This window comes from Pseudomonas sp. H1_A03, from assembly GCF_054685145.1.
This window is the reverse complement of record NZ_CP162829.1, coordinates 5,604,339-5,627,195: the sequence shown is the minus strand read 5'-3', so window position 1 is coordinate 5,627,195 and position 22,857 is coordinate 5,604,339. Positions and strand designations below refer to the sequence as shown.

9 protein-coding genes and 1 pseudogene are annotated in these 22,857 nt (G+C 63.2%); 4 read left to right on the top strand and 6 right to left on the bottom strand.

Annotated elements, in window-relative coordinates; all coding sequences use genetic code 11:
* Positions 1-268 precede the first annotated feature (268 nt).
* The 5 genes from AB4O35_RS25970 to AB4O35_RS25950 are packed head-to-tail and all read right to left on the bottom strand — an operon-like array spanning position 269 to position 6,514.
* The gene (locus AB4O35_RS25970) at positions 269-1,030 is read right to left on the bottom strand and encodes an enoyl-CoA hydratase/isomerase family protein (protein WP_065873405.1); all 762 of its coding nucleotides are present in this window, start codon (positions 1,028-1,030) and stop codon (positions 269-271) included.
* A complete protein-coding gene (gene atuD, locus AB4O35_RS25965) occupies positions 1,027-2,184 on the bottom strand; it encodes a citronellyl-CoA dehydrogenase (RefSeq protein WP_065873404.1) in 1,158 nt (385 codons plus the stop codon). Before atuD ends, AB4O35_RS25970 begins: the two co-directional genes overlap by 4 nt.
* Positions 2,185-2,228: 44 nt before the next feature.
* Positions 2,229-3,845: a geranyl-CoA carboxylase subunit beta gene (gene atuC, locus AB4O35_RS25960; protein WP_065946140.1), complete on the bottom strand. Its 1,617-nt coding sequence runs from the start codon at positions 3,843-3,845 to the stop codon at positions 2,229-2,231.
* Between the two features lie 3 nt (positions 3,846-3,848).
* Positions 3,849-4,721, bottom strand: coding sequence for an SDR family oxidoreductase (locus AB4O35_RS25955; protein WP_065873402.1), 873 nt, complete (start codon positions 4,719-4,721; stop codon positions 3,849-3,851).
* A gap of 14 nt (positions 4,722-4,735) precedes the next feature.
* Positions 4,736-6,514 (bottom strand): acyclic terpene utilization AtuA family protein, encoded by a 1,779-nt coding sequence (locus tag AB4O35_RS25950; protein ID WP_065880789.1) that lies wholly within the window; start codon positions 6,512-6,514, stop codon positions 4,736-4,738.
* 153 nt (positions 6,515-6,667) lie between these two features.
* Between AB4O35_RS25950 and AB4O35_RS25945 the strand changes: the two genes are divergently transcribed.
* Together AB4O35_RS25945 and AB4O35_RS25940 are read left to right on the top strand one after the other, a co-directional pair.
* A complete protein-coding gene (locus AB4O35_RS25945; RefSeq protein ID WP_460149368.1) occupies positions 6,668-7,291 on the top strand; it encodes a TetR/AcrR family transcriptional regulator in 624 nt (207 codons plus the stop codon).
* 93 nt (positions 7,292-7,384) lie between these two features.
* Positions 7,385-8,174, top strand: a pseudogene (locus AB4O35_RS25940) (substrate-binding periplasmic protein).
* Between the two features lie 128 nt (positions 8,175-8,302).
* Here AB4O35_RS25940 and AB4O35_RS25935 read toward each other — a convergent pair.
* Positions 8,303-8,854 (bottom strand): RNA polymerase factor sigma-70, encoded by a 552-nt coding sequence (locus AB4O35_RS25935; protein ID WP_027603895.1) that lies wholly within the window; start codon positions 8,852-8,854, stop codon positions 8,303-8,305.
* A gap of 302 nt (positions 8,855-9,156) precedes the next feature.
* On the opposite strand from AB4O35_RS25935, the gene AB4O35_RS25930 reads away from it, so the two are divergent.
* A complete protein-coding gene (locus AB4O35_RS25930; protein WP_460149366.1) occupies positions 9,157-9,909 on the top strand; it encodes a thioesterase II family protein in 753 nt (250 codons plus the stop codon).
* 51 nt (positions 9,910-9,960) lie between these two features.
* Positions 9,961-22,842: a non-ribosomal peptide synthetase gene (locus AB4O35_RS25925; protein ID WP_460149364.1), complete on the top strand. Its 12,882-nt coding sequence runs from the start codon at positions 9,961-9,963 to the stop codon at positions 22,840-22,842.
* Positions 22,843-22,857: the final 15 nt, after the last annotated feature.

The following is a 22,857-nucleotide window of genomic DNA, read 5'->3' as shown; positions in this document are numbered from 1 at the left end:
GCCTTCGCCCCAACACTCGGCACCTCGCCTAGGCTCGGTGTGCCCTCACTCCGGCTTTGGAGCGTGTGCCGCCGCGATGGGCCATCCTTGGCCCAGCGCGGCTAACCCGGCGTCCTGCCGGGTTACCCACGCTCCAAAGCCTGCGTTCGGCCAGCGTGTTTGACGGGGCGCCTCAGATCAAAAGCAAAAGCGCGGCGGCCTTAGGGCCGACCGGCTTTGTGTGTCGTATGCGGTCAAAAATGTGGGAGCTGGCTTGCCTGCGAAGGCGTCATCTGCACCACCCCGGCTTGCGCTTCTGCACAAACGCCTGCGTCCCCTCAATCCCTTCTTCGCTCCTCACCGCCTCGGCAAACCACTGCGCGCCTCGATCCAGCACGCCTTCAAGCGGTTCATCCACACTCGCCAGCAACAGCGCTTTAGTCCGCCCATTCGCGCCCGGCGCACACCGCAGCACTTGCCCCAACACCTCATCCAAACGCTCCGCCAATGCCTGCGGGTCGCGCTCGGTGAAGTGCACGACGCCCAGTCGCTCCGCTTCCATCCCATCAAACCGCGCCGCCGTCAGCGCCAGCCGTCGTGCCTGGGTCAGGCCAATGCGCTTCACCACAAACGGCGCAATCTGCGCGGGTAATAACCCCAGACTGGTCTCCGGCAAACCGAATTGCGCCTGGTGATCGGCAATCGCAATATCACTCACACACGCCAACCCGAACCCACCGCCCAGCACCGCGCCTTGCAGCACTACGATCACTACTTGCGGCACCGCTTCCACTTCTTGCAGTAACGTGCCAAACGCCCGATTCAGCGCCTGTAGTTGGTTGCCCGCAGTGACCAGGTCCTTCACATCCGCCCCGGCGCAGAAATGTCCGCCCGCGCCGCTGATCACCAGCGCGCGCACCTGGCTGTCCAGCTGTGCCAATACGGCGCGCAGTTCGTTGACCATCTCCAGGCTCATCGCATTGCGGCTTTCCGGTCGGTTGAGGGTGATGTGCAGCACGCCGTTGTGCGGTTCCAGCAGCAAGGTATTCATGATTTTTTCCCCGGCAGGGTGCCCATCAGTTTGCAGATGATGCCCAGCATGATTTCGTCGGCGCCGCCGCCAATCGATACGAGGCGCACATCGCGGTAAGCGCGGGCCACAGGGTTGTCCCACATAAAGCCCATGCCGCCCCAGTATTGCAGGCAACTGTCGCTGACTTCGCGGCCCAGACGCCCGGCCTTGAGTTTGGCCATGGAGGCCAGGCGGGTTACGTCCTTGCCTTTGACGTATTGCTCGGTGGCCTGGTAGACCAACGCGCGCAGGCATTCGATTTCGGTGGACAGTTCGGCCAGGCGAAAGTGGATGACTTGGTTGTCGATCAGCGCCTTGCCGAAGGTCTGGCGCTCTTTGCAGTAGTCGATGGTGCTGTCGATGCAATGCTCCAGGCCCTTGATCATATTGGCCGCGCCAAACAGGCGTTCTTCCTGGAATTGCAGCATCTGCATCATGAAGCCTGCGCCTTCGTGGCCGATGCGGTTGCGCTGGGGCACGCGCACGTTGTCGAAAAACACCTGCGCGGTCTCGGAGCTGTGCATGCCGAGTTTTTCCAGGGGCGGGCTGACGCTGATGCCGGGGGTGTTCATCGGCAGCATGATCAGTGATTTGTTGATGTGCGGTTTGTCGTCGGAGGTGTTGGCCAGCAAGCAGATAAAGTCGGCGCTGGGCGAGTTGGTGATCCACATTTTGCTGCCGTTGATCACGTAGTCGTCGCCGTCTTTGCGCGCATGGGTCTTGAGCCCGGCCACGTCGGAACCGGCGCCGGTTTCCGAGACGCCGATGCAGCCGACCTGTTCGCCGCTGATGGCCGGGCGCAGGAATTCGTCGCGCAGTTCATCGGAGCCGAAGCGGGCGAGGGCGGGGGTGCACATGTCGGTTTGCACGCCGATGGACATGGGGATACCGCCGCAACGGATGGTGCCGAACTCTTCGGCGGCGACGATAGAGTAGCTGTAGTCCAGGCCCATGCCGCCGAATGTCTCCGGCTTGGAAATGCCCAGCAGGCCGAGGTCGCCTGCCTTGCGGAAGATCTCGTGGATGGGAAAGCGCCCGGCTTTTTCCCATTCATCCACATGGGGGTTGATCTCGCGGTCGACGAAGGCACGGACGGTGCGGCGCAGTTCCTGGTGTTCCTGGGTGAAGATCATTTTTATTGTTCTCCTGATCGCGACGCGGAGCGTCCCGGCGAAATTTAGAGACGCGCTACACCGAAAGTATTGGCTTGCAACTCACGCACCTCGGCCTCGTGGCAGGTATCCAGCAAAAAGCCCAGCAAGGTCCGCGTATCCCGTGGATCAATCAACCCGTCGTCCCACAGGTTGGCGCTGCCGTACAGCGCGGTGGACTGGCTGTCGAGCTTCTGCGCGGTGACCTGCTCCAACATATCCAGCACTTTGGGATCCGGCACCAGGCCGTCCTTCAACTGCTTGGCCTCGGTGACAATCCGCAGCACCTTGCCCGCCTGCGCGCCACCCATGACCGCGGTGCGGCTGTTGGGCCAGGCGAAGATAAAACGCGGGTCCAGGCCGCGGCCGCACATCGCGTAGTTGCCGGCGCCATAAGAGCCGCCCACCACCACCGTGAGTTTAGGCACGCGGGCATTGGCCACCGCCTGGATCATCTTTGCGCCGTGTTTGATCACGCCTTGTTGTTCCGACTCGGTGCCCACCATGAAACCGGTGGTGTTGTGCAGGAACAATAGCGGCGTGCGGCTCTGGTCGCAGAGCTGGATGAATTGCGCGGCCTTGCTCGCGCCCTTCGGCGTGATGGGGCCATTGTTGCCAATCACGCCGACGGCGCGGCCCTGGATGTGCAGGTGGCCGCAGACAGTGTGCGCATCGAACTCGCCTTTGAACTCGAGGAACTGCGAGCCGTCTGCCAGGCGCGCGAGGATTTCGCGCACGTCGTAGGGTTTTTTCGGGTCGTCGGGGATCAGGCCCAGCAGTTCTTCGATGGGGTACAGCGGCTCTGCGAAGGCGCGTTTCGGCACCGGCGGCAGGCGATCGTCCCAAGGCAACAGGCTGACAATCTCACGAGCGATGCGTACGCCGTCGGCGTCATTTTCCGCCAAGTACTCGGCGGTGCCGGCCGTTTGTGCGTGCATCTCGGCGCCGCCCAGTTCTTCATCGGTCGCCACTTCGCCGGTCGCGGCCTTGAGCAGCGGCGGACCAGCGAGGAACAGTTTGGCGCGTCCGCGCACCACCACCACGTAATCCGACAACCCCGGCTGATACGCACCGCCCGCCGTGGCCGAGCCATGCACCACGGTGATCTGCGGCAAGCCCATGGCCGACATGCGCGCCTGGTTGGCAAAGCTGCGCGCGCCTTCGACGAAAATCTCGGCGGCATAGTTGAGGTTGGCACCGCCGCTCTCGGCCAGGGTCACCACCGGCAGTTTGTTCTCCATGGCGATCTGTTGCAGGCGCAGGGATTTCTTCAAGCCCGTGGGGGAAATGGTGCCGCCCTTGATCGCGCTGTTATTGGCCACCACCAGCATGCGCACGCCGCAGACGTAGCCGATCCCGGCGATCAACCCACCGCCGGCGGCGCTGCCGTCCTTGTCGTCGTGCAGCTTGTAGCCGGCCAGGCTAGCCAGCTCCAGAAACGGCGCGCCGGGGTCCAGCAAAAGGTTGAGGCGTTCGCGGGGCAGCAGTTGGCCGCGCTTGTCGAACTTGGGCTTGGCGTCCTGTGCCTTGCTCAGCAGGGTGTGTTCCAGTTCGCGCACGTGGGCGATGGCGGCGAGCATGGCTTCACGGTTCTGCGCGAACTGTGGGCTGTGGGTATCGATCAGGGATTCAATCACCGGCATGGCTTATTTCTCCGCCTTGAGCACATCCGGCAGGTAGGCGCGGTGGAAGCCGTTGAACGGTTCGCTCGACGGTTGCGCCTTGTGCAACGGCCAGGCGCGGCTGCCGAGGCTGGCGGCGCCGTCAATGCGCAGGGTGCTACCGCTGATAAAGGCGGCGGCGGGGCTGAGCAGGAAGACGATGGCCGCGCTGACTTCCGACTCGGTGCCGATACGCTTGAGCGGCACATGCTCGCGCAGGGTTGGAATCACTGCCTTGAACGCACCTTCGTAGGTGTCCATGCCGCTGGAAGCGATCCAGCCCGGCGCGACGGCGTTGACTCGCACGCCGGCACAACCCCACTCAAAGGCGGCGGTCTTGGTGAAGTTGTCCATGCCGGCGCGCGCCGCGCCCGAGTGGCCCATGCCGGGCATGCCGCCCCACATGTCCGCGAGCATGTTGACGATGGCACCACCGTGCTTGCTCATGGATTGGTTGAACACTTCACGGGCCATCAGGAAACCGCCGACCAGGTTGGTGCGCAGCACGGTTTCAAAGCCTTTCTGGTTGATCGAGGCCAATGGTGACGGGTACTGGCCGCCGGCGTTATTCACCAAACCGTGGATCGGGCCGTGATCACTCAGGATCTGGCTGACCAGCGTCTTCACCGCCTCCTCATCGCGAATGTCGCAGGCCTGCCAATGAGCGATGCCACCGTCTTCAGCGATTTCCGCTGCGACCGCTTGCAGCTTTTCCGGCTTGCGTCCCACCAGAATCACCTGGGCGCCCAAGGCTGCCAATTCGTGTGCAGTGCAACGGCCAATCCCGCTGCCACCGCCGGTGACAATCACGGTTTGCCCCTGAAACAGGTCGGCTTTGAAGATCGAGTCGAAGGCCACGGCAACGCTCCTGGTTATACGAGTTGATCGGCTATGTGCTGCGGCACGGCAATCGGGATTTCCAGCAGTTGCTGGGCGAAGGCTTTACCTTGTGGGTCAATGCGCAGGCTGGCGATGCCACCACCACCGAGTGCGTTTTCCAGCAAAAAGTTGAGGCTGTGGCTGCCGGGCAAATACCAGCGCTCGACGCGGCCATGCACGGGATCCAGTACGTGGCCCATCCAATCGACAATCACCTCCGGGGTCAGCGCCTCGGCGATCCACGGCAGGTAGTCGGGGTCACGGGCGATTACGCCGATGTTGCTGTGGTTACCCTTGTCGCCGGAGCGCGCCACGGCCAGTTTCACCAGAGGCACGCTGGCGTCGGCGCGGCCTTGGGGTTTGGGTGGGACGATCGGTGCAGCGGGCAGGGTGGGGGCGTCGGCAATCGGCAGTGCGCAGGTGTGGCGTTCGCCTCGGAGGTCGATTTCCAGCTCGCAGGCGGATTTGTCGATCAGGAACGAAAACAGCCGAATCAGCGGATACACCGTTGGCCGCCCGCCGACGATGCCGGTCAGCCCTGGCGCCATGCCGGTGGCGGCCTGGGCAATCTCGCGGGCGAACAGCACCAGCGCCTGTTTACTGGGGTGTCGCACCGCCAATTTCACCACCACTTCGCGGCAGTCCTGGCGCATCGCATGGGCGCCATAAGTCGCTTCGCTCCCCAGCAGTTCGATATTCACCTCGGTGTAGGGCGCCCAGCCGCGTTGGCTGAACAGCTCCGAGGTTTTGTTGATGATCGCCTGGCCGACCCGTTCGGCCTTGGCCACCGCATCGATTCCGGCGATCAGGCAACTGGCGGTGCAGCGAAAACCCTCCGGGTAGGTGGCGCTGACTTTGTACTGGTCGGTTGGGGGCGAGCCCTTGGCGCCATGCAGGCGCACCCGGTTCTTACCTTGCTGCTGCAATTTGACCTGGCTGAAATCGCAGATGACATCCGGTAGCAGGTAGGCATGCGGATCGCCGATTTCATACAGCAACTGTTCGGCCACGCTGAGTTCGCTGATCAGCCCACCGCTGCCGTCGACTTTACTCACAATAAACTGGCCGTCGGCGCTGACGTCTACGATAGGAAAGCCGATGTGCTCGTAGTCCGGTACCTCGCGCCAATCGGTGAAATTGCCGCCGGTGCACTGCGCGCCGCATTCGATGATATGCCCGGCCAGTGCGGCCTGGGCGAGGCGGTCGTAATCCTGCCAGGACCAGTTGAACGCATGCACTAACGCCGCGCTGACCACCGCGCTGTCCACCACCCTGCCGGTGATGACGATGTCCGCACCCAATGCCAGCGCCTGCGCAATGCCCGGTGAGCCGAGGTAAGCATTGGCGGACACGCACATCGGCGGCAGCGGTGCGCCATTGAACATATCGGTGATGCCGTGCAGCCGTTTGAACTGAGGCTGCAGGTCATCCCCCAGCAACACGGCGATGTTCAGTGCAACGCCCGCATGGTCACAGGCTGCTTGCAGAGCGGCGGCGCAGGCCTGGGGGTTGATGCCGCCAGCGTTGCTGATCACACGGACGCCCTGGCGTTGGATATCGCCCAGCAACGGCGTGAGCACGTCGACAAAATCCGTGGCGTAGCCGGCCTGGGGATCTTTCATCCGCGCACCGGCCAGGATCGACATCGTGACTTCCGCCAGGTAGTCGAAGACCAGGTAATCCAGCTCACCGCCGTGCACCAACTGCGCGGCAGCGGTACACGTGTCGCCCCAGAAGGCGCTGGCACAGCCGATACGAACCGTCTTGCTCATGAGAAATCCTTCCTCGAATGGCTGTTAGCGAGACTACCAAGCAAGCGCTTGGTTTGTAAACTCCATGCACAAGTTTTAGCCAAGCGCTTGCTTGGGTGGCTGTCACGGCCTAAATTGCCGGCCAAGACGTCCGTGGAAGTAGAGGAGAGAGGCATGGATGAGCATAAAGCCCTGCGGGTGATGCGCACCATGATCGACGGCGGCCAATTGACCGACCCCGAAAGCGCTCGTGGCAAGCTGCTGCAAACGGCGGCCCACCTGTTTCGCAACAAGGGCTTCGAGCGCACCACCGTGCGCGACCTGGCCAGCGCCGTGGGTATCCAGTCCGGCAGTATCTTTCATCACTTCAAGAGCAAGGACGAGATCCTGCGCGCGGTGATGGAAGAAACCATCCACTACAACACCGCGATGATGCGCGCATCTCTTGAGGAAGCCACCGACGTACGCGAACGTGTGTTGGCGCTGATCCGCTGCGAATTGCAGTCGATCATGGGCGGCAGCGGCGAAGCGATGGCGGTGCTGGTGTACGAATGGCGCTCGCTGTCGGCTGAAGGCCAGGCTCAGGTGCTGGCTCTGCGCGATGTGTACGAGGCGCTGTGGCTGCAAGTGCTGGGCGAGGCCAAGGACGCCGGCTATATCCGTGGCGATGTGTTTATCACCCGGCGCTTCCTGACCGGCGCTTTGTCCTGGACCACCACTTGGTCCCGCGCCGAGGGCAGCATGACCCTCGAGCAATTAGCCGAAGAAGCCCTGCTGATGGTTCTGAAGGCCGATTGAGGCGCAAGGTATTAATTTGCCGGAGAAAAGTTGTCTCGCCAGACAAAAACGCCTAGCTTATCGCCATTAGCGTGTTGAACGGTGTGTGCCTTGATGTTTTCGCCATGGCGGCTGGCTGCAGGACTAACTTTTTGGGCAGTGGGCGCCGCGTGGTGGATGCCGGCTTCGGCTGCCCAATTGGTCAGGATCGGCGCGGCGCATTTCCCGCCTTACACCGTGCGTCCGGAGCAGGGCGCTGACACCGGTTTGCTGCCGCAACTGGTCGAGGCCTTGAACGCCTCGCAGACCGATTATAAATTTGTGCTGGTGCCCACCTCAATTCCGCGACGTTTTCGCGATTTCGAGCAGGGCCGGATTGATATGGCCATCTTCGAAAACCCCGACTGGGGCTGGCAGGAGATCCCCCACACGACAGTCGACATGGGCCTGGAAGACGCGGAAATTTTCGTCGCCCAGCGTGAGCCTGGTCGCGACCAGGCCTATTTCGCTGACCTGAACGGCAAGCATTTGGCGGTATTCAGCGGTTACCACTACGCCTTCGCACATTTCAACCCCGATCCCAAGTACATGGCTGAGCACTTCAACGCCACGTTGACCTACTCCCATGACAGCAACCTGTTGATGGTCGCGCGCGGGCGGGCCGACATCGCCTTGGTGACCCGTTCTTACCTGAGTGATTTCATGGTGCGCAACGTGGACATGGCCGGGCAGTTCCTGGTGTCGGAGCGTATCGACCAGGTGTATCACCACTACGCATTGCTGCGCCCCAAAGCGCCGATCACGGGGGGAAGCGTTTTCCGCGTTGCTCAGGCGCTTGCGCGAAAATGGCGAGATGTTGAAGATTTTCGAGCCGTATCGGATTGATGTGACGCCGGTACCCTGAGAGGCACAACACAGATCAAAACTGTGGGAGCTGGCTTGCCTGCGATAGCGGTGTATCAGGGAAAACATGGGTAGCTGACCCACCGCTATCGCAGGCAAGCCAGCTTCCACATTGTTTACAGCGGCGTGTCAGACCCGCCGCGCAAACGTATCGCTGTGGTTGCCCGACACCTTGCGGCAATGCACCAGCGCATCCCGAATCATAAAATTCACCAAGGTCGGCGATACGCCGAGTTCCTTGGCGATATCCTTTTGCGGCACGCCATGCAGGCGGTACATCTCGAACGCGTAGCGGGTGCGCTGCGGCAACTCCGTCAGGGCGTCGGCGATGTTTTCCAGGGTATTGAAATTGATGTGCGAGGTTTCCGGTGAAGCGCCGTGAATAACCACATTCAAGCCTTCCTCTTCGGTGCCTGAGTATTTGAGCTCCAGGGCCTGCTTGCGGTAGTGATCGATCGCCAAGTTGCGCACGATCTGGAACAGATAGCTGAGCTGGGCCTTGAACGATGAGGTGATCGTCGGCGCCGACTGCAGGCGGAAGTAGGCATCCTGCACTACGTCTTCGGCCCGGGAGCGGCACCCGGTAATACGTGCCGCAATCTTCACCAGAATCAGTCGATTATCGACGAACGCCTGGAGAAGCGGTGAGTCGCACCTGCCTGTGGATACTTGTTCCGTCATGGAAATCACCTTGTCGCAAAAGAGGTTAGGGGAGGGCGTCCTTGCTGAGGCCTCCTACACATCGGGCAACAAATTATGCTGAATGATAATGATTGTCAAATGAGAAGGCGAACTAATCTTATGCTTTCTGGTTAGGTGTGAACCGCGTCTCGCTTGTACCCGACGACTAATTATTTGCCGGTGCCGTCCGTTCTTCTGGGTGACAGGTCCGTTAGTAAAACGACCAAGGATCAGCACCCGCAGGAGGACGAGATGGGTTTGCATCGTGCACACAGCGTGTTTCAGTTTGGAGTCGTCGCCTGATGAGTACGCCGGCTCGACTGCGTCTGTTCTGCCTGCCTTATTCGGGCGCCAGCGCTATGGTTTACGCGCGTTGGCGCAGGGCCCTGCCAGAGTGGTTGCACGTTTGCCCATTGGAATTGCCTGGCCGTGGCATGCGCATGGACGAACCGTTGCAGCGCGATATCAAAGCCTTGGCTGCGCAGCTCGCGGATGAAATCAGCCGTGACTTGAACGGCCCTTATGCCTTGTTCGGCCACAGCCTCGGCGGCCTGCTCGCCTTCGAACTGGCCCACGCGCTGAATGCACGCAATGTGCCTGCGCCGTTGGCGCTGTTCGCTTCCGGTACAGCCGGGCCGGCACGTCGTGACGTGAGCGAATACGCCATCGAAAAGACCGACGAACAACTGATCGCCCGCCTGCGCGAGCTGCAAGGCACCGCCGAAGAAGCCCTGGCCAACCCCGAGTTGATGCAGTTGATGCTGCCAATCCTGCGCGCCGATTTTCTCTTGTGCGGCAGCTTCACCTATGGCGAGCGGGCGCCGCTGGGCATGCCGATTCATGTATTTGGCGGCAAACAGGACAGCGTGCGCGCCGACCAGTTGCTCGACTGGCAACTCGACGCCGCCAGTGGCTTTTCCCTGGACATGTTCGACGGCCACCACTTCTTCCTCATCCAACACGAAAGCGCCGTGCTGCGCTGCGTGCGGCGCTACGCCGACGAACACCTGGCCCGCTGGCGCAACGGCGCGGCGCGGCAACTGGCCGCCGGCTAAAAGCCCCCCAATTCCCGAATTTCCCGCAAGCCGATTTCAGGCAGGAACCCCATGATGGACGCCTTCGAACTTCCCCAAACGCTGGTCCAGTCCCTTCAACGTCGCGCCGTGCAGACGCCTGACCAGGTCGCTCTGCGCTTCCTCGCTGAGTCGGCCGAGCACAGCGTTGTGCTCAGTTACCGCGACCTGGACCTGCGCGCCCGCAGCATCGCCGCTGCCTTGCAAGCCAATGCGGACCTGGGCGACCGTGCGGTGCTGTTGTTCCCCAGCGGCCCGGATTACGTCGCGGCGTTCTTTGGTTGCCTGTACGCCGGGGTCATTGCGGTGCCGGCTTACCCGCCGGAGTCGACCCGTCGACACCACCAGGAACGCCTGCTGTCGATCATCAGCGATGCCGAGCCGCGCCTGCTGCTGACCGTCGCGAGCCTTGCCGATGGCCTGGCGCAGATCGAAAACGCCCCAATGGTATTGAGCGTCGATACTCTGGAGAGTGCCGGCACTTGGATCGCCCCCGACCTGCACCCCGACGACATCGCATTCCTGCAATACACCTCCGGCTCCACCGCATTGCCCAAGGGCGTGCAAGTCAGCCATGGCAACCTGGTGGCCAACGAAGTGCTGATCCGTCGCGGCTTTGGCATCGACCTTAACCCGGATGACGTGATTGTCAGCTGGCTGCCGCTGTACCACGACATGGGCCTGATCGGCGGCCTGCTGCAACCAATCTTCAGCGGCGTGCCCTGCGTGTTGATGTCGCCGGCGTACTTCCTCGGTCGGCCATTGCGCTGGCTGGAAGCGATCAGCGAATACGGCGGTACCATCAGCGGCGGCCCGGATTTCGCCTATCGCCTGTGCAGCGAAAGGGTCAGCGAGTCGGCGTTGGAGCGCCTGGACTTGAGCCAGTGGCGCGTGGCCTATTCCGGCTCCGAACCGATCCGCCTCGACACCCTGGAACGCTTCGCCGAGAAGTTCGCGGCCTGCGGTTTTACCCCGAATAATTTCTTCGCGTCCTACGGCCTGGCTGAAGCGACCCTGTTTGTCGCTGGTGGCATTCGCGGCCATGGCATCCCGGCGCTGCGCGTCGACGAGCAGGCATTGGCTGCCAACCGTGCCGAGCCGGGGCAGGGCAGTGCGATCATGAGTTGCGGCACCAGCCAACCCGAACACGCGGTGCTGATCGCCGACCCGCACACCCTCACCGAACTGGCCGAGAATAACGTCGGCGAGCTCTGGGCCACCGGGCCGAGCATCGCCCACGGCTACTGGCGCAACCCCGAAGCCACCGCCAAGACCTTTGTGCGACACGCTGGCCGTACCTGGCTGCGCACCGGCGACCTGGGTTTTATCCGCGACGGTGAGGTGTACATCACCGGCCGCCTGAAAGACCTGCTGATCGTGCGCGGTCATAACCTGTACCCGCAGGACATCGAGCAGACCATCGAGCGCGAAGTGGAAGTGGTGCGCAAAGGCCGGGTCGCGGCATTCGCAGTGAATGACCAGGGCCTGGAAGGTATCGGCATTGCCGCCGAAATCAGCCGCAGCGTGCAGAAAATCCTGCCGCCCGATGCGCTGATCAAGGCGATCCGCCAAGCCGTCGCCGAGGCGTATCAGGAGGCGCCGAGCGTGGTGGTGCTGCTCAACCCGGGTGCCTTGCCGAAGACCTCCAGCGGCAAGGTGCAACGTGCAGCGTGTGCGCTGCGGTATGTCGATGGCAGCCTCGACAGCTATGCGCAGTTCCCTGATCTGCACGTGCAGGTCAGCGATGCAGCGTTGGGCTGCGAACTGCAAAACCAGATCGCCGCGATCTGGTGCGAGCAACTGCACGTCGCGACGGTCGCGGCCGATGACCATTTCTTCCTGCTCGGCGGCAACTCCATCACCGCCACCCAGGTGGTCGCGCGCCTGCGTGAAACACTGGGCCTGGAGCTGAACCTGCGCATGTTGTTCGAAGCGCCAACCCTGGAAGGCTTTGCCGCCAATGTTGCGCGGTTGGAGCAGGACGGCGGCGTCGCCCAAGGCGCCATCCATAGCCTGTCACGCCAGGAAGACCTGCCCCAATCCCTGGCGCAAAACCGCCTGTGGATCACCTGGCAACTGGACCCACACAGCAGCGCCTACACCATCCCCGGCGCCCTGCGCCTGCGCGGCGAGCTGGATGAAGACGCCGTGCGCTTGAGCTTCCAACACCTGGTCCAGCGCCACGAAGCCCTGCGCACCCGCTTCTACGAACGCGACGGCCAGGCCTTCCAGCGCGTCGATGCCAAGGCGGATTTCGAGCTCCAATTCATCGACCTCAGCGACCTGCCCGTGGCCGAGCGTGAAACCCGCGCGCAACAGATTCGCGAAGACGAAGCGCGCACCCAGTTCGACCTGGAAAAAGGCCCGCTGCTGTGGGTGACCCTGGTGCGCCTGGACGATGAAGATCACCAGTTGCTGGTGACGCTGCACCACATCATCGCTGATGGCTGGTCGCTGAATATCCTCATCGACGAATTCTCACGCCTGTACGCCGCCGCAACCCAGGGCGAAACCCTTGAGCTGCCGCCGCTGGCCCTGCAATACGCCGACTACGGTAGCTGGCAGCGCCAATGGCTGGCCGAAGGCGAAGGCCAGCGCCAATTGGCGTACTGGAAAGCGCAACTCGGTGAAGAACATCCAACCCTGAGCCTGGCAACCGACCACCCGCGCTCGGCGCAACACCGGAACAGCGCTTCGCGTCATACCGTACGAACTAGCGTGCACCTCAGCGAAGCGATCCGCCAGACCGCCCAGGCCAACCAATCCACCCCGTTCATGTTGTTACTGGCAGCATTCCAGAGCCTGCTCTACCGCTACAGCGGTCAGCGTGACATTCGCATCGGCGTGCCCAACGCCAACCGTCCGCGCCAGGAAACCCAAGGCCTGGTCGGCTTTTTCATCAACACGCAGGTCATGCGTGCCGAGCTGGACGGGCGTCTGCCGTTCAACGACCTGTTGGCCGCGACTCGCCAGGCTGCGTTGGGCGCTCAGGCCCATCAGGACCTGCCGTTCGAACAACTGCTGGAAGCCTTCCCGCAAGCGCGCGAACAGGGTCTGTTCCAGGTCATGTTCAACCACCAGCAACGCGACCTCAGCGCCTTGCGCCGTCTGCCGGGCATGCTCGCCGACGAGCTGCCATGGCACAGCCGCGAAGCCAAGTTCGACCTGCAACTGCACAGCGAAGAAGACCGTAACGGGCGCCTGAGCCTGTCGTTCGACTACGCCGACGAATTGTTTGACAGCGCGACCATCCAGCGCCTGGCCGAGCACTTCATCAACCTGTTGCAAGCCGTGTGTGACCAGCCGCAGCAAGCCATCGGCGATCTCAAGCTGATGCAGGAAGACGAGCAGCAACCGTGGAGTCAAGCGCCGTGCGCGCCCGCCCAGCAATGGCTGCCAGAGCTGCTCAACAGGCACACCTCGGACAGCCCCGCACTGGTCTGGGAGGGCAGCAGCCTGACCTTCGCGCAATTGCACACCCAGGCCAATCGCCTGGCTCACTATCTGCGCGACAAGGGTGTCGGCCCGGATGTGTGCGTGGCGATCGCCGCCGAGCGTTCGCCGCAACTGCTGATCGGCCTGCTGGCGATCATCAAGGCCGGTGGCGCCTACGTGCCGCTGGACCCGGATTACCCCGCCGAGCGCCTGGCCTACATGCTGGAGGACAGCGGCGTGCATCTGCTGCTGACCCAGACCGCGTTGCTGGACCACGTGCCAGTTGCCTGCGGCGTCTGCGTGATTGCGATGGACAGCCTGCACCTCGACAGCTGGCCGACCCAGCCGCCCGGCCTGCACCTGCACGGCGATAACCTCGCTTACGTGATCTACACCTCCGGTTCCACCGGCCAGCCCAAAGGCGTGGGCAATACCCATGCGGCCCTGGCCGAACGCTTGCAGTGGATGCAGGCCACCTATCAACTGAATGACACCGATGTGCTGATGCAAAAGGCACCGATCAGTTTCGACGTGTCGGTGTGGGAATGTTTCTGGCCGCTGATCACCGGTTGCCGCCTGGTGCTGGCCGGCCCTGGCGAGCATCGCGACCCGCACCGTATCGCGCAGTTGGTGCAGGAACACGGCGTGACCACGTTGCACTTTGTGCCGCCGCTGCTGCAGCTGTTCATCGACGAACCGCTGGCCGCCGAATGCACCAGCCTGCGTCGCCTGTTTTCCGGTGGCGAAGCCTTGCCCGCCGAACTGCGCAACCGCGTCCTGGCGCAGTTGCCGGCGGTGCAGCTGCACAACCGTTATGGCCCGACCGAAACCGCGATCAACGTGACCCACTGGCACTGCCGCGCGGAGGACGGCGAGCGCTCGCCGATTGGCCGCCCGCTGGGGAATGTGATCTGCCGCGTGCTGGACGATCAGCTCAACCCCGTGCCGCGGGGTGTGCCGGGTGAACTGTGCATCGGCGGTATCGGCCTGGCCCGGGGTTATCTGGGGCGCGCCGGGTTGACGGCTGAGCGCTTTGTCGCCGACCACTCGGGTGCGCGACTTTATCGCACCGGTGACCGTGCCCGTTGGAGTGCCGATGGTGTGCTTGAGTACCTGGGCCGTCTCGACCAGCAGGTCAAGCTGCGCGGTTTCCGCGTGGAGCCGGAAGAAATCGAAGCGCGCATGCTGGCCCTGGACGGCATCGCCCAAGCCGTGGTGCTGGTGCGTGACGCGCAGTTGATCGGCTACTACACCGCCCACGGCGAACGGGATGAACAGCAGGTCAAAATTGCCCTGGCCGCCGAGCTGCCGGAGTACATGGTGCCCGCGCTGCTGATGCGCCTGGACGCCATGCCCCTGAGCCCCAGCGGCAAGCTGGACCGTCGCGCGTTGCCTGAGCCGGTGTGGCAAACCCGCGAACACATTGAGCCCGAAACCCCACTGCAACAGCAGATCGCCGCCATCTGGCGCGAAGTCCTCGGCCTGCCAAAAATCGGCCTGCGCGATGACTTCTTCGCCCTCGGCGGCCACTCGTTGCTGGCCACGCAGATCATCTCCCGTACCCGCCAAGCGTGTGACGTCGAGCTGCCGTTACGCACCTTGTTTGAAGCCAGTGAGCTGGGCGCTTTTGCCGAGCAGGTCGGCCTGATCCAGGCGTCGGGCCTACGCAACCAGCAGACGGCTATCGCTAAGGTCGACCGCAGCCAACCGGTGCCGTTGTCCTATTCCCAGCAGCGCATGTGGTTCCTGTGGCAAATGGAGCCGGACAGCCCGGCCTACAACGTCGGCGGCATGGCGCGCTTGCGTGGCGTGCTCGATGTGGGGCGTTTCGAGGCAGCGTTGCAGGCCTTGATCATGCGTCACGAAACCCTGCGCACCACCTTCCCGAGCATCGACGGCGTGGCCTATCAAAAGGTCTCGCCGCAGACCGGCTTGCGCATGGATTGGCAGGATTTTTCAGGCCTGAACGAAACCGAGCGCCAGCAGCGTCTGCAGCAGTTGGCTGATCATGAAGCGCACACGCCGTTCAACCTGGAAACCGGGCCGTTGCTGCGTGCCTGCCTGGTCAAGGCCGGCGAACAGGAACACTACCTGGTGCTGACCCTGCACCACATCGTCACCGAAGGCTGGGCCATGGACATCTTTGCCCGTGAACTCAGCGCGCTGTACGAAGCCTTTATCGACGAGCGCGAATCGCCGCTGGCGCCGTTGCCGGTTCAATACCTGGATTACAGCGTGTGGCAGCGCCAGTGGCTGGAGTCCGGCGAGCGTCAGCGCCAACTCGACTACTGGACCGCGCAACTGGGCACTGAACATCCGCTGCTGGAACTGCCCGGCGACCGCCCACGGCCACCGGTGCAAAGCCATCAGGGCGAGCTGTACCGCTTCGACCTCAGCGATGACCTGGCCGCCCGCGTGCGTACCTTCAATGCCGAGCGCGGCCTGACCCTGTTCATGACCATGACCGCCACCCTGGCCGTGTTGCTCTACCGTTACAGCGGCCAGACCGACCTGCGCATCGGCGCCCCCGTCGCCAACCGCATTCGCCCGGAAAGCGAAGGGCTGATCGGCGCGTTCCTCAACACCCAGGTGCTGCGTTGCCAGCTCAATGGGCAGATGAACGTCGCTGAACTGTTCGAGCACGTGCGCCACACGGTGATCGAAGGCCAGTCCCATCAAGACCTGCCGTTCGACCACCTGGTGGAAGCCCTGCAACCGCCGCGCAGTGCGGCGTACAACCCCCTGTTCCAGGTGATGTGCAACGTGCAGCGCTGGGAATTCCAGCAAAGCCGCCAACTGGCCGGCATGACCGTCGAGTACCTGGCCAACGATGCCCGCGCGACCAAGTTCGACCTCAACCTGGAAGTCACCGACCTCGACCATCGCCTGGGTTGCTGCCTGACCTACAGCACCGACCTGTTCGACGAACCGCGTATTGCGCGCATGGCCGACCATTGGCGCAATCTGCTGGAAGCCTTGATCGCCAATCCGCAGCAACGCCTCAGCGAGTTGCCGTTGCTGAGCGCCGATGAACAGCGTGTGGTGCAAGACAGCCTGGGCGTTGAACAAGGTCAGCACCGTCTCGACCAGTGCATCCATTCACTGTTCAGCGAGCAGGCGATGCATCGCCCTGATGCCCCGGCCCTGACCTTTGCTGGTGAAACGCTCACCTACGCCGAGCTGGACGCCCGCGCCAACCGCCTGGCCTGGATGCTGCGCGAGCGTGGCGTCGGCCCGCAGGTGCGCGTCGGCCTGGCGCTGCCGCGTTCCCTGGAAATGGTCATCGGCCTGCTGGCGATCCTCAAGGCCGGTGGCGCCTATGTGCCGCTGGACCCGGAATACCCGCTGGACCGCCTGCACTACATGATCGAAGACAGCGGCATCGGCCTGCTGCTCAGCGATGCGGCGATGTTCGAAGCCCTCGGCAAGTTGCCGGAGACGGTCGCATGCTGGTGCCTAGAAGATGACTTGCCGGTGCTCGCCAACTACCCGTGCGATGCGCTGCCGTTTATCAGCCTGCCGCAACACCAGGCGTATTTGATCTACACCTCCGGCTCCACCGGCAAGCCGAAAGGCGTGGTGGTGTCCCACGGTGAAATCGCCATGCATTGCGCGGCGGTGATCGAGCGCTTTGGCATGCGTCCCGATGACTGCGAGCTGCACTTCTATTCGATCAACTTCGACGCCGCCACCGAGCGTCTGCTGGTGCCGCTACTCAGCGGTGCCCAGGTAGTGTTGCGTGCCCAGGGCCAGTGGGATGCCGAGGAAATCTGCGGATTGATCCGCACCCATGGCATCAACATCCTGGGCTTCACACCGAGCTACGGCAGCCAGTTGGCGCAGTGGTTGGCGACCCAGCAGCAGACCTTGCCGGTGCGCATGTGCATCACCGGTGGCGAAGCGCTGACCGGCGAGCACTTGCAGCGCATCCGTGCCGCATTTCTGCCTGAGGTGTTCTTCAACGCCTATGGCCCGACCGAAACCGTGGTGATGCCGCTGGCCAGTCTTGCGCCCGAGCAGTTGGAGGAGGGCGCCGCAAGCGTGCCGATCGGCAGCATCATCGGTGAGCGCGTGGCCTACATTCTCGACGCCGACCTGGCGTTGGTGCCGCAGGGTTCGACCGGCGAGTTATACGTCGGCGGCGCCGGTCTGGCGCAGGGTTATCACCAGCGCCCGGGCATGACGTCGGAGCGCTTCGTTGCGGATCCGTTTGCCACGCATGGCGGGCGTCTATATCGCACCGGCGACCTGGTGCGCCAGCGCGCCGATGGCCTGGTGGAGTACCTGGGGCGCATCGACCATCAAGTAAAAATTCGCGGTTTCCGTATTGAACTGGGCGAGATCGAAACCCGCCTGCTGGAGCACGATGGCGTGCGTGAAGCGGTGGTGCTGGCGCTGGATTCGCCAAGCGGCAAACAGTTGGTGGCGTACTTGGTCAGCGACGCAGACCATGGCGCGTTGCGCGACGCACTCAAGGCCCACCTCAAGGCGCAGCTGCCGGACTATATGGTGCCCGCGCACTTGATCGTGCTGGACAGTATGCCGCTGACCGCCAATGGCAAACTCGACCGCCGTGCCTTGCCGCAGCCCGACCCCGAGGCCAATCGCCAACAGTACGTAGCGCCCCGCAATGAGCTGGAAAGCACCTTGGCGGCGATCTGGTGCGCAGTGTTGAATGTGCAGCAAGTCGGCCTGGACGATAACTTCTTTGAACTGGGCGGCGACTCGATCCTGTCGATCCAGGTGGTCAGCCGTGCGCGGCAAGCGGGCATTCACTTCAGCCCGCGCGACCTGTTCCAGCACCAGACCGTGCAAACCCTGGCCGCTGTCGCCACGCGCGCTGAGCACATCAGCGCTGAGCAAGGCGTGCTGACGGGCAGCTCGGGCCTGACGCCGATCCAGCATTGGTTCTTCGACACCGAGATCCCGCAGCGTCAGCACTGGAATCAGGCGCTGCTGCTCAAACCGCTGCAACTGCTTGACCCGCACCGCCTTGAGCAAGCGCTGCTAGCGGTACTGGAACACCACGACGCCCTGCGCCTGAGCTTCACCCGGCGCGATGCGCAATGGCACGCCGAACACCTCGCCGTACCGCAAGGCGGCGTACTGATGCAGGCGCAAGTACGCGACATGGACCAGTGCACCGCGCTGTTCACCGAGACCCAACGCAGCCTCGACCTGGCACACGGCCCGCTGTTGCGCGCTTTGTTGGTGGATGGTCCCGAGGGCCAGCAACGCCTGCTGATCGCGATCCATCACTTGGTGGTGGACGGCGTATCGTGGCGCGTATTGCTCGAAGACCTGCAAAACGTTTACCGCCAACTGAGCGACGGCCAATCCGTCAGCCTGCCAGCCAAGACCAGTGCGCTACGTGATTGGGCCGCGCGTTTGCAGGCCTACGCCGGCAGCGAATCCCTGCGCGAAGAGTTGAGCGTCTGGCAGCACCAACTGGCCGGCCCGCAGGCCGTACTTCCTGTGGCACTCCCGCAAGGCTCGCTGCGCAACCGTGACGCCGACACCGTCAGCGTGCGCCTGGATGCCGAGCACACCCTCCAGTTGCTGCAACAGGCCCCGAGCGCCTACCGCACCCAGGTCAACGACTTGCTGCTGACCGCGTTGGCGCGCGTGTTGTGCCGCTGGAGTGGTCACGCTTCGGCGCTGATCCAGCTGGAAGGGCACGGCCGCGAAGCCCTGTTCGATGAGGTCGACCTGACCCGCAGTGTCGGCTGGTTCACCAGTGCCTATCCATTGCGCCTCACCCCGCAAGCCGGACAGGGCGATTCGATCAAGGCGATCAAGGAACAACTGCGTGCCGTGCCGCATAAAGGTGTGGGCTATGGCGTGCTGCGCTACCTGGCGGATGACGTGTGGAAACGCGCCATGGCTGCACTGCCGAGCGCGCAGATCACCTTCAACTACCTCGGCCAGTTCGACCAGAGCTTTGGCGCCGATGCACTGTTCCACCCGCTGGATGAGTCCCCGGGCCTGGCCCATGATCCGGATGCGCCGTTGCCCAACGAGTTGAGCGTGGACAGCCAGGTGTACGGCGGCGAGCTGGTGCTGCGCTGGACCTTCAGCCGTGAGCGCCACGATCAACAGACCATTCGCGAATTGGCCGATGCGTATCTGGCCGAACTGCGAAGCCTAGTCGCGCATTGCCTTGAGGACACCGCTGGCGGCCTCACACCGTCCGACTTCCCGCTGGCGCACTTGACCCAGTCACAGCTCGACAGCTTGCCGGTTCCGGCCAGTGCCATCGAAGACGTTTACCCGCTGACCCCGATGCAGGAGGGCCTGCTGCTGCACACCCTGCTGGAGCCGGGCACCGGCCTCTACTACATGCAGGACCGTTACCGCATCAACAGCGCGTTGGACCCGGAGCGTTTTGCCCAGGCCTGGCAAGCGGTGATCGCCCGCCACGAAGCCCTGCGCGCCTCGTTCTGCTGGAACGTCGGCGAAGACATGTTGCAAGTGGTCCATAAACCGGGCAGCACGCCGATTGAGTATCTGGACTGGAGCAACGATCCGGAAAGCGAACAGGAACCGCGCCTTCAAGCCTTGCTCAAGCAAGAGCGCGAAGCCGGTTTCGATCTGCTCGAGCAGGCGCCGTTCCACCTGCGCCTGATCCGTGTCGGTGCTGAGCGTTACTGGTTCATGATGAGCAACCACCACATCCTCATCGATGCCTGGTGCCGGTCGTTGCTGATGAACGACTTCTTCGAGATCTACATGGCCCTGGGCGAAGGCCGCGATGCGCAACTGGCCACGCCACCGCGCTACCGCGACTACATCGCCTGGCTGCAGCGCCAGAACCTGAATGAGGCACGCCAGTGGTGGCAGCAGAACCTGCAAGGCTTCGAGCGCACCACGCCGATTCCGAGCGACCGGCCGTTCCTGCGTGAACACGCGGGCCACAGCGGCGGCATGGTGGTGGGCGATTGCTACACCCGCCTCGATGCCTGCGACGGTGTGCAACTGCGTGAACTGGCCCAGGCCCATCAACTCACCGTCAACACGTTTGCCCAGGCCGCATGGGCGCTGGTACTGCGCCGTTTGAGCGGCGATCGCGACGTGCTGTTCGGCGTCACCGTGGCCGGACGCCCGGTGGACATGCCGCAGATGCAACGCACGGTCGGCCTGTTCATCAACAGCATCGCGCTGCGGGTGAAACTGCCCGAGGATGACCAGCGCTGCAGCGTGCGCCAGTGGTTGAGTGGCCTGCTCGACAGCAATATGCAGCTGCGCGAGTACGAATACCTGCCGCTGGTGACGATCCAGGAACACAGCGAATTGCCCAAGGGCCAGCCGCTGTTCGACAGCCTGTTCGTGTTCGAAAACGCCCCGGTGGAAGTCTCGGTGCTGGACCGCGCGCAAAGCCTGAATGCCACCTCGGACTCCGGTCGCACTCACACCAATTTCCCGCTGACGGCTGTGTGTTATCCGGGTGATGACCTCGGTTTGCATCTCTCCTATGACCAGCGTTATTTCGACGAAACCACCGTGCAAGGCATGCTCGGCGAGTTCAAGCGCCTGCTGCTGGCGCTGGTGCAGGGCTTCCATGGCGACATGGCCGACCTGCCGCTGATCGGCGAGCAGGAGCGCGCGTTCCTGGTGGACGGCTGTAATCAGAGCGAACACGCCTATCCGCTGGAGCGCAGCTATATCGAGTTGTTCGAAGAACAAGTGGCCGCGCATCCGCAGCGCATCGCCGCCAGTTGCCTCGACCAGCAGTGGACCTATGACGAACTGAACCGCCGCAGCAACGGTCTGGGTCATGCGCTGATCGCAGCAGGCGTCGACCTGGATCAACCGGTTGCCTTGCTGGCCGAACGTAACTTGGATTTGCTGGGCATGATCATCGGCAGCTTCAAGGGCGGTGCCGGCTACCTGCCGCTGGACCCGGGCCTGCCGAGCCAGCGTCTGCGCAGCATCATCGACCTGAGCCGCACGCCGTTGCTGGTGTGCACTGAGGCCTGTCGCGAGCAGGCCATCGCGTTGCTGGACGGTTTCGACTGCCAGTTGCTGGTGTGGGAAGAAATACCGGCGCGTGGCGAAAATCCTGGCATCTACAGCGGCCCGGGCAACCTCGCCTACGTGATCTACACCTCGGGCTCCACCGGCCTGCCCAAGGGCGTGATGGTCGAGCAGCGCGGCATGCTCAATAACCAACTGAGCAAGGTGCCGTACCTGGCCTTGAGCGACGCGGACGTGATCGCGCAAACCGCTTCGCAGAGCTTCGATATTTCCGTGTGGCAATTCCTCGCTGCACCGCTGTTCGGCGCACGGGTGGATATCGTGCCGAATACCATCGCGCATGATCCCCAGGGCCTGCTGGAGCATGTCCAAGCCCAAGGCATCAGCGTGCTGGAAAGCGTGCCGTCACTGATCCAGGGCATGCTGGCCCAGGACCGTATCAGCCTGGACGGCCTGCGCTGGATGCTACCCACCGGTGAAGCGATGCCGCCGGAGCTGGCGCACCAATGGCTGCTGCGCTACCCGCAGATTGGCTTGGTCAACGCGTATGGCCCGGCGGAATGCTCGGATGACGTGGCGTTCTACCGCGTCGACCTGGCGTCTACCCGCGGTACTTACCTACCGATTGGTACGCCCACCGACAACAACCGTTTGTACCTGTTGGACGGTGCGCTGGAGTTGGTGCCCCAAGGCGCTGTGGGCGAGCTGTGCGTCGCCGGCACTGGCGTCGGTCGCGGCTACGTCAGCGATCCGCTGCGCACCGCCCCGGTGTTCGTGCCCAACCCCTTCGGCGCACCGGGCGAGCGCCTGTACCGCACCGGCGACCTGGCGCGGCGTCGCAGCGATGGCGTGCTGGAGTACGTCGGGCGTGTCGACCACCAAGTGAAGATTCGCGGCTACCGCATCGAACTGGGCGAAATCGAAGCGCGCTTGCACGAACAACCGGAAATACGCGACGCGGCGGTGGGTGTGCAGGAAGGCGTCAACGGTAAGCATTTGGTTGGCTACCTGGTGGCAGCTGATGAAGCGCTCAACCCAAGCGAACGCCTGGACCGCATCAAACAACGCCTGCGCGCCGAACTGCCGGAATACATGGTGCCGCTGCACTGGCTCTGGCTCGACCGCCTGCCGCACAACGCCAACGGCAAACTCGACCGCAACGCCCTGCCGGCCCTGGAGATCGGCCAGTTGCACAACCAGGACTACCTGGCGCCACGCAACGAACTGGAAACCACCCTGGCCGCGATCTGGGCCGAGGTGCTGAAAGTCGAAAGGGTAGGGGTGCAGGACAACTTCTTTGAGCTGGGCGGGCACTCGTTGCTGGCGACGCAGATTGCCTCGCGGGTGCAGAAAACATTGCAGCGCGATGTACCGCTAAGGGCGATGTTTGAGTGCAGTACGGTGGCGGAGTTGGCTGAATATATTGAGGGGTTGGCGGGGAATGAGATCAGTGCGGAGAAGGTGGATCGGTTGAGTGATTTGATGGCGGAATTGGAGGGGCTTTGATGGGGTCGCTTGTCA

Bases quoted from the DNA above. Each gene is read 5' to 3' on its own strand.
- AB4O35_RS25970 (WP_065873405.1), bottom strand. From the start codon at position 1,030: ATGAATACCTTGCTGCTGGAACCGCACAACGGCGTGCTGCACATCACC.
- atuD (WP_065873404.1), bottom strand. From the start codon at position 2,184: ATGATCTTCACCCAGGAACACCAGGAACTGCGCCGCACCGTCCGTGCC.
- atuC (WP_065946140.1), bottom strand. From the start codon at position 3,845: ATGCCGGTGATTGAATCCCTGATCGATACCCACAGCCCACAGTTCGCG.
- AB4O35_RS25950 (WP_065880789.1), bottom strand. From the start codon at position 6,514: ATGAGCAAGACGGTTCGTATCGGCTGTGCCAGCGCCTTCTGGGGCGAC.
- AB4O35_RS25945 (WP_460149368.1), top strand. From the start codon at position 6,668: ATGGATGAGCATAAAGCCCTGCGGGTGATGCGCACCATGATCGACGGC.
- AB4O35_RS25935 (WP_027603895.1), bottom strand. From the start codon at position 8,854: ATGACGGAACAAGTATCCACAGGCAGGTGCGACTCACCGCTTCTCCAG.
- AB4O35_RS25930 (WP_460149366.1), top strand. From the start codon at position 9,157: ATGAGTACGCCGGCTCGACTGCGTCTGTTCTGCCTGCCTTATTCGGGC.
- AB4O35_RS25925 (WP_460149364.1), top strand. From the start codon at position 9,961: ATGATGGACGCCTTCGAACTTCCCCAAACGCTGGTCCAGTCCCTTCAA.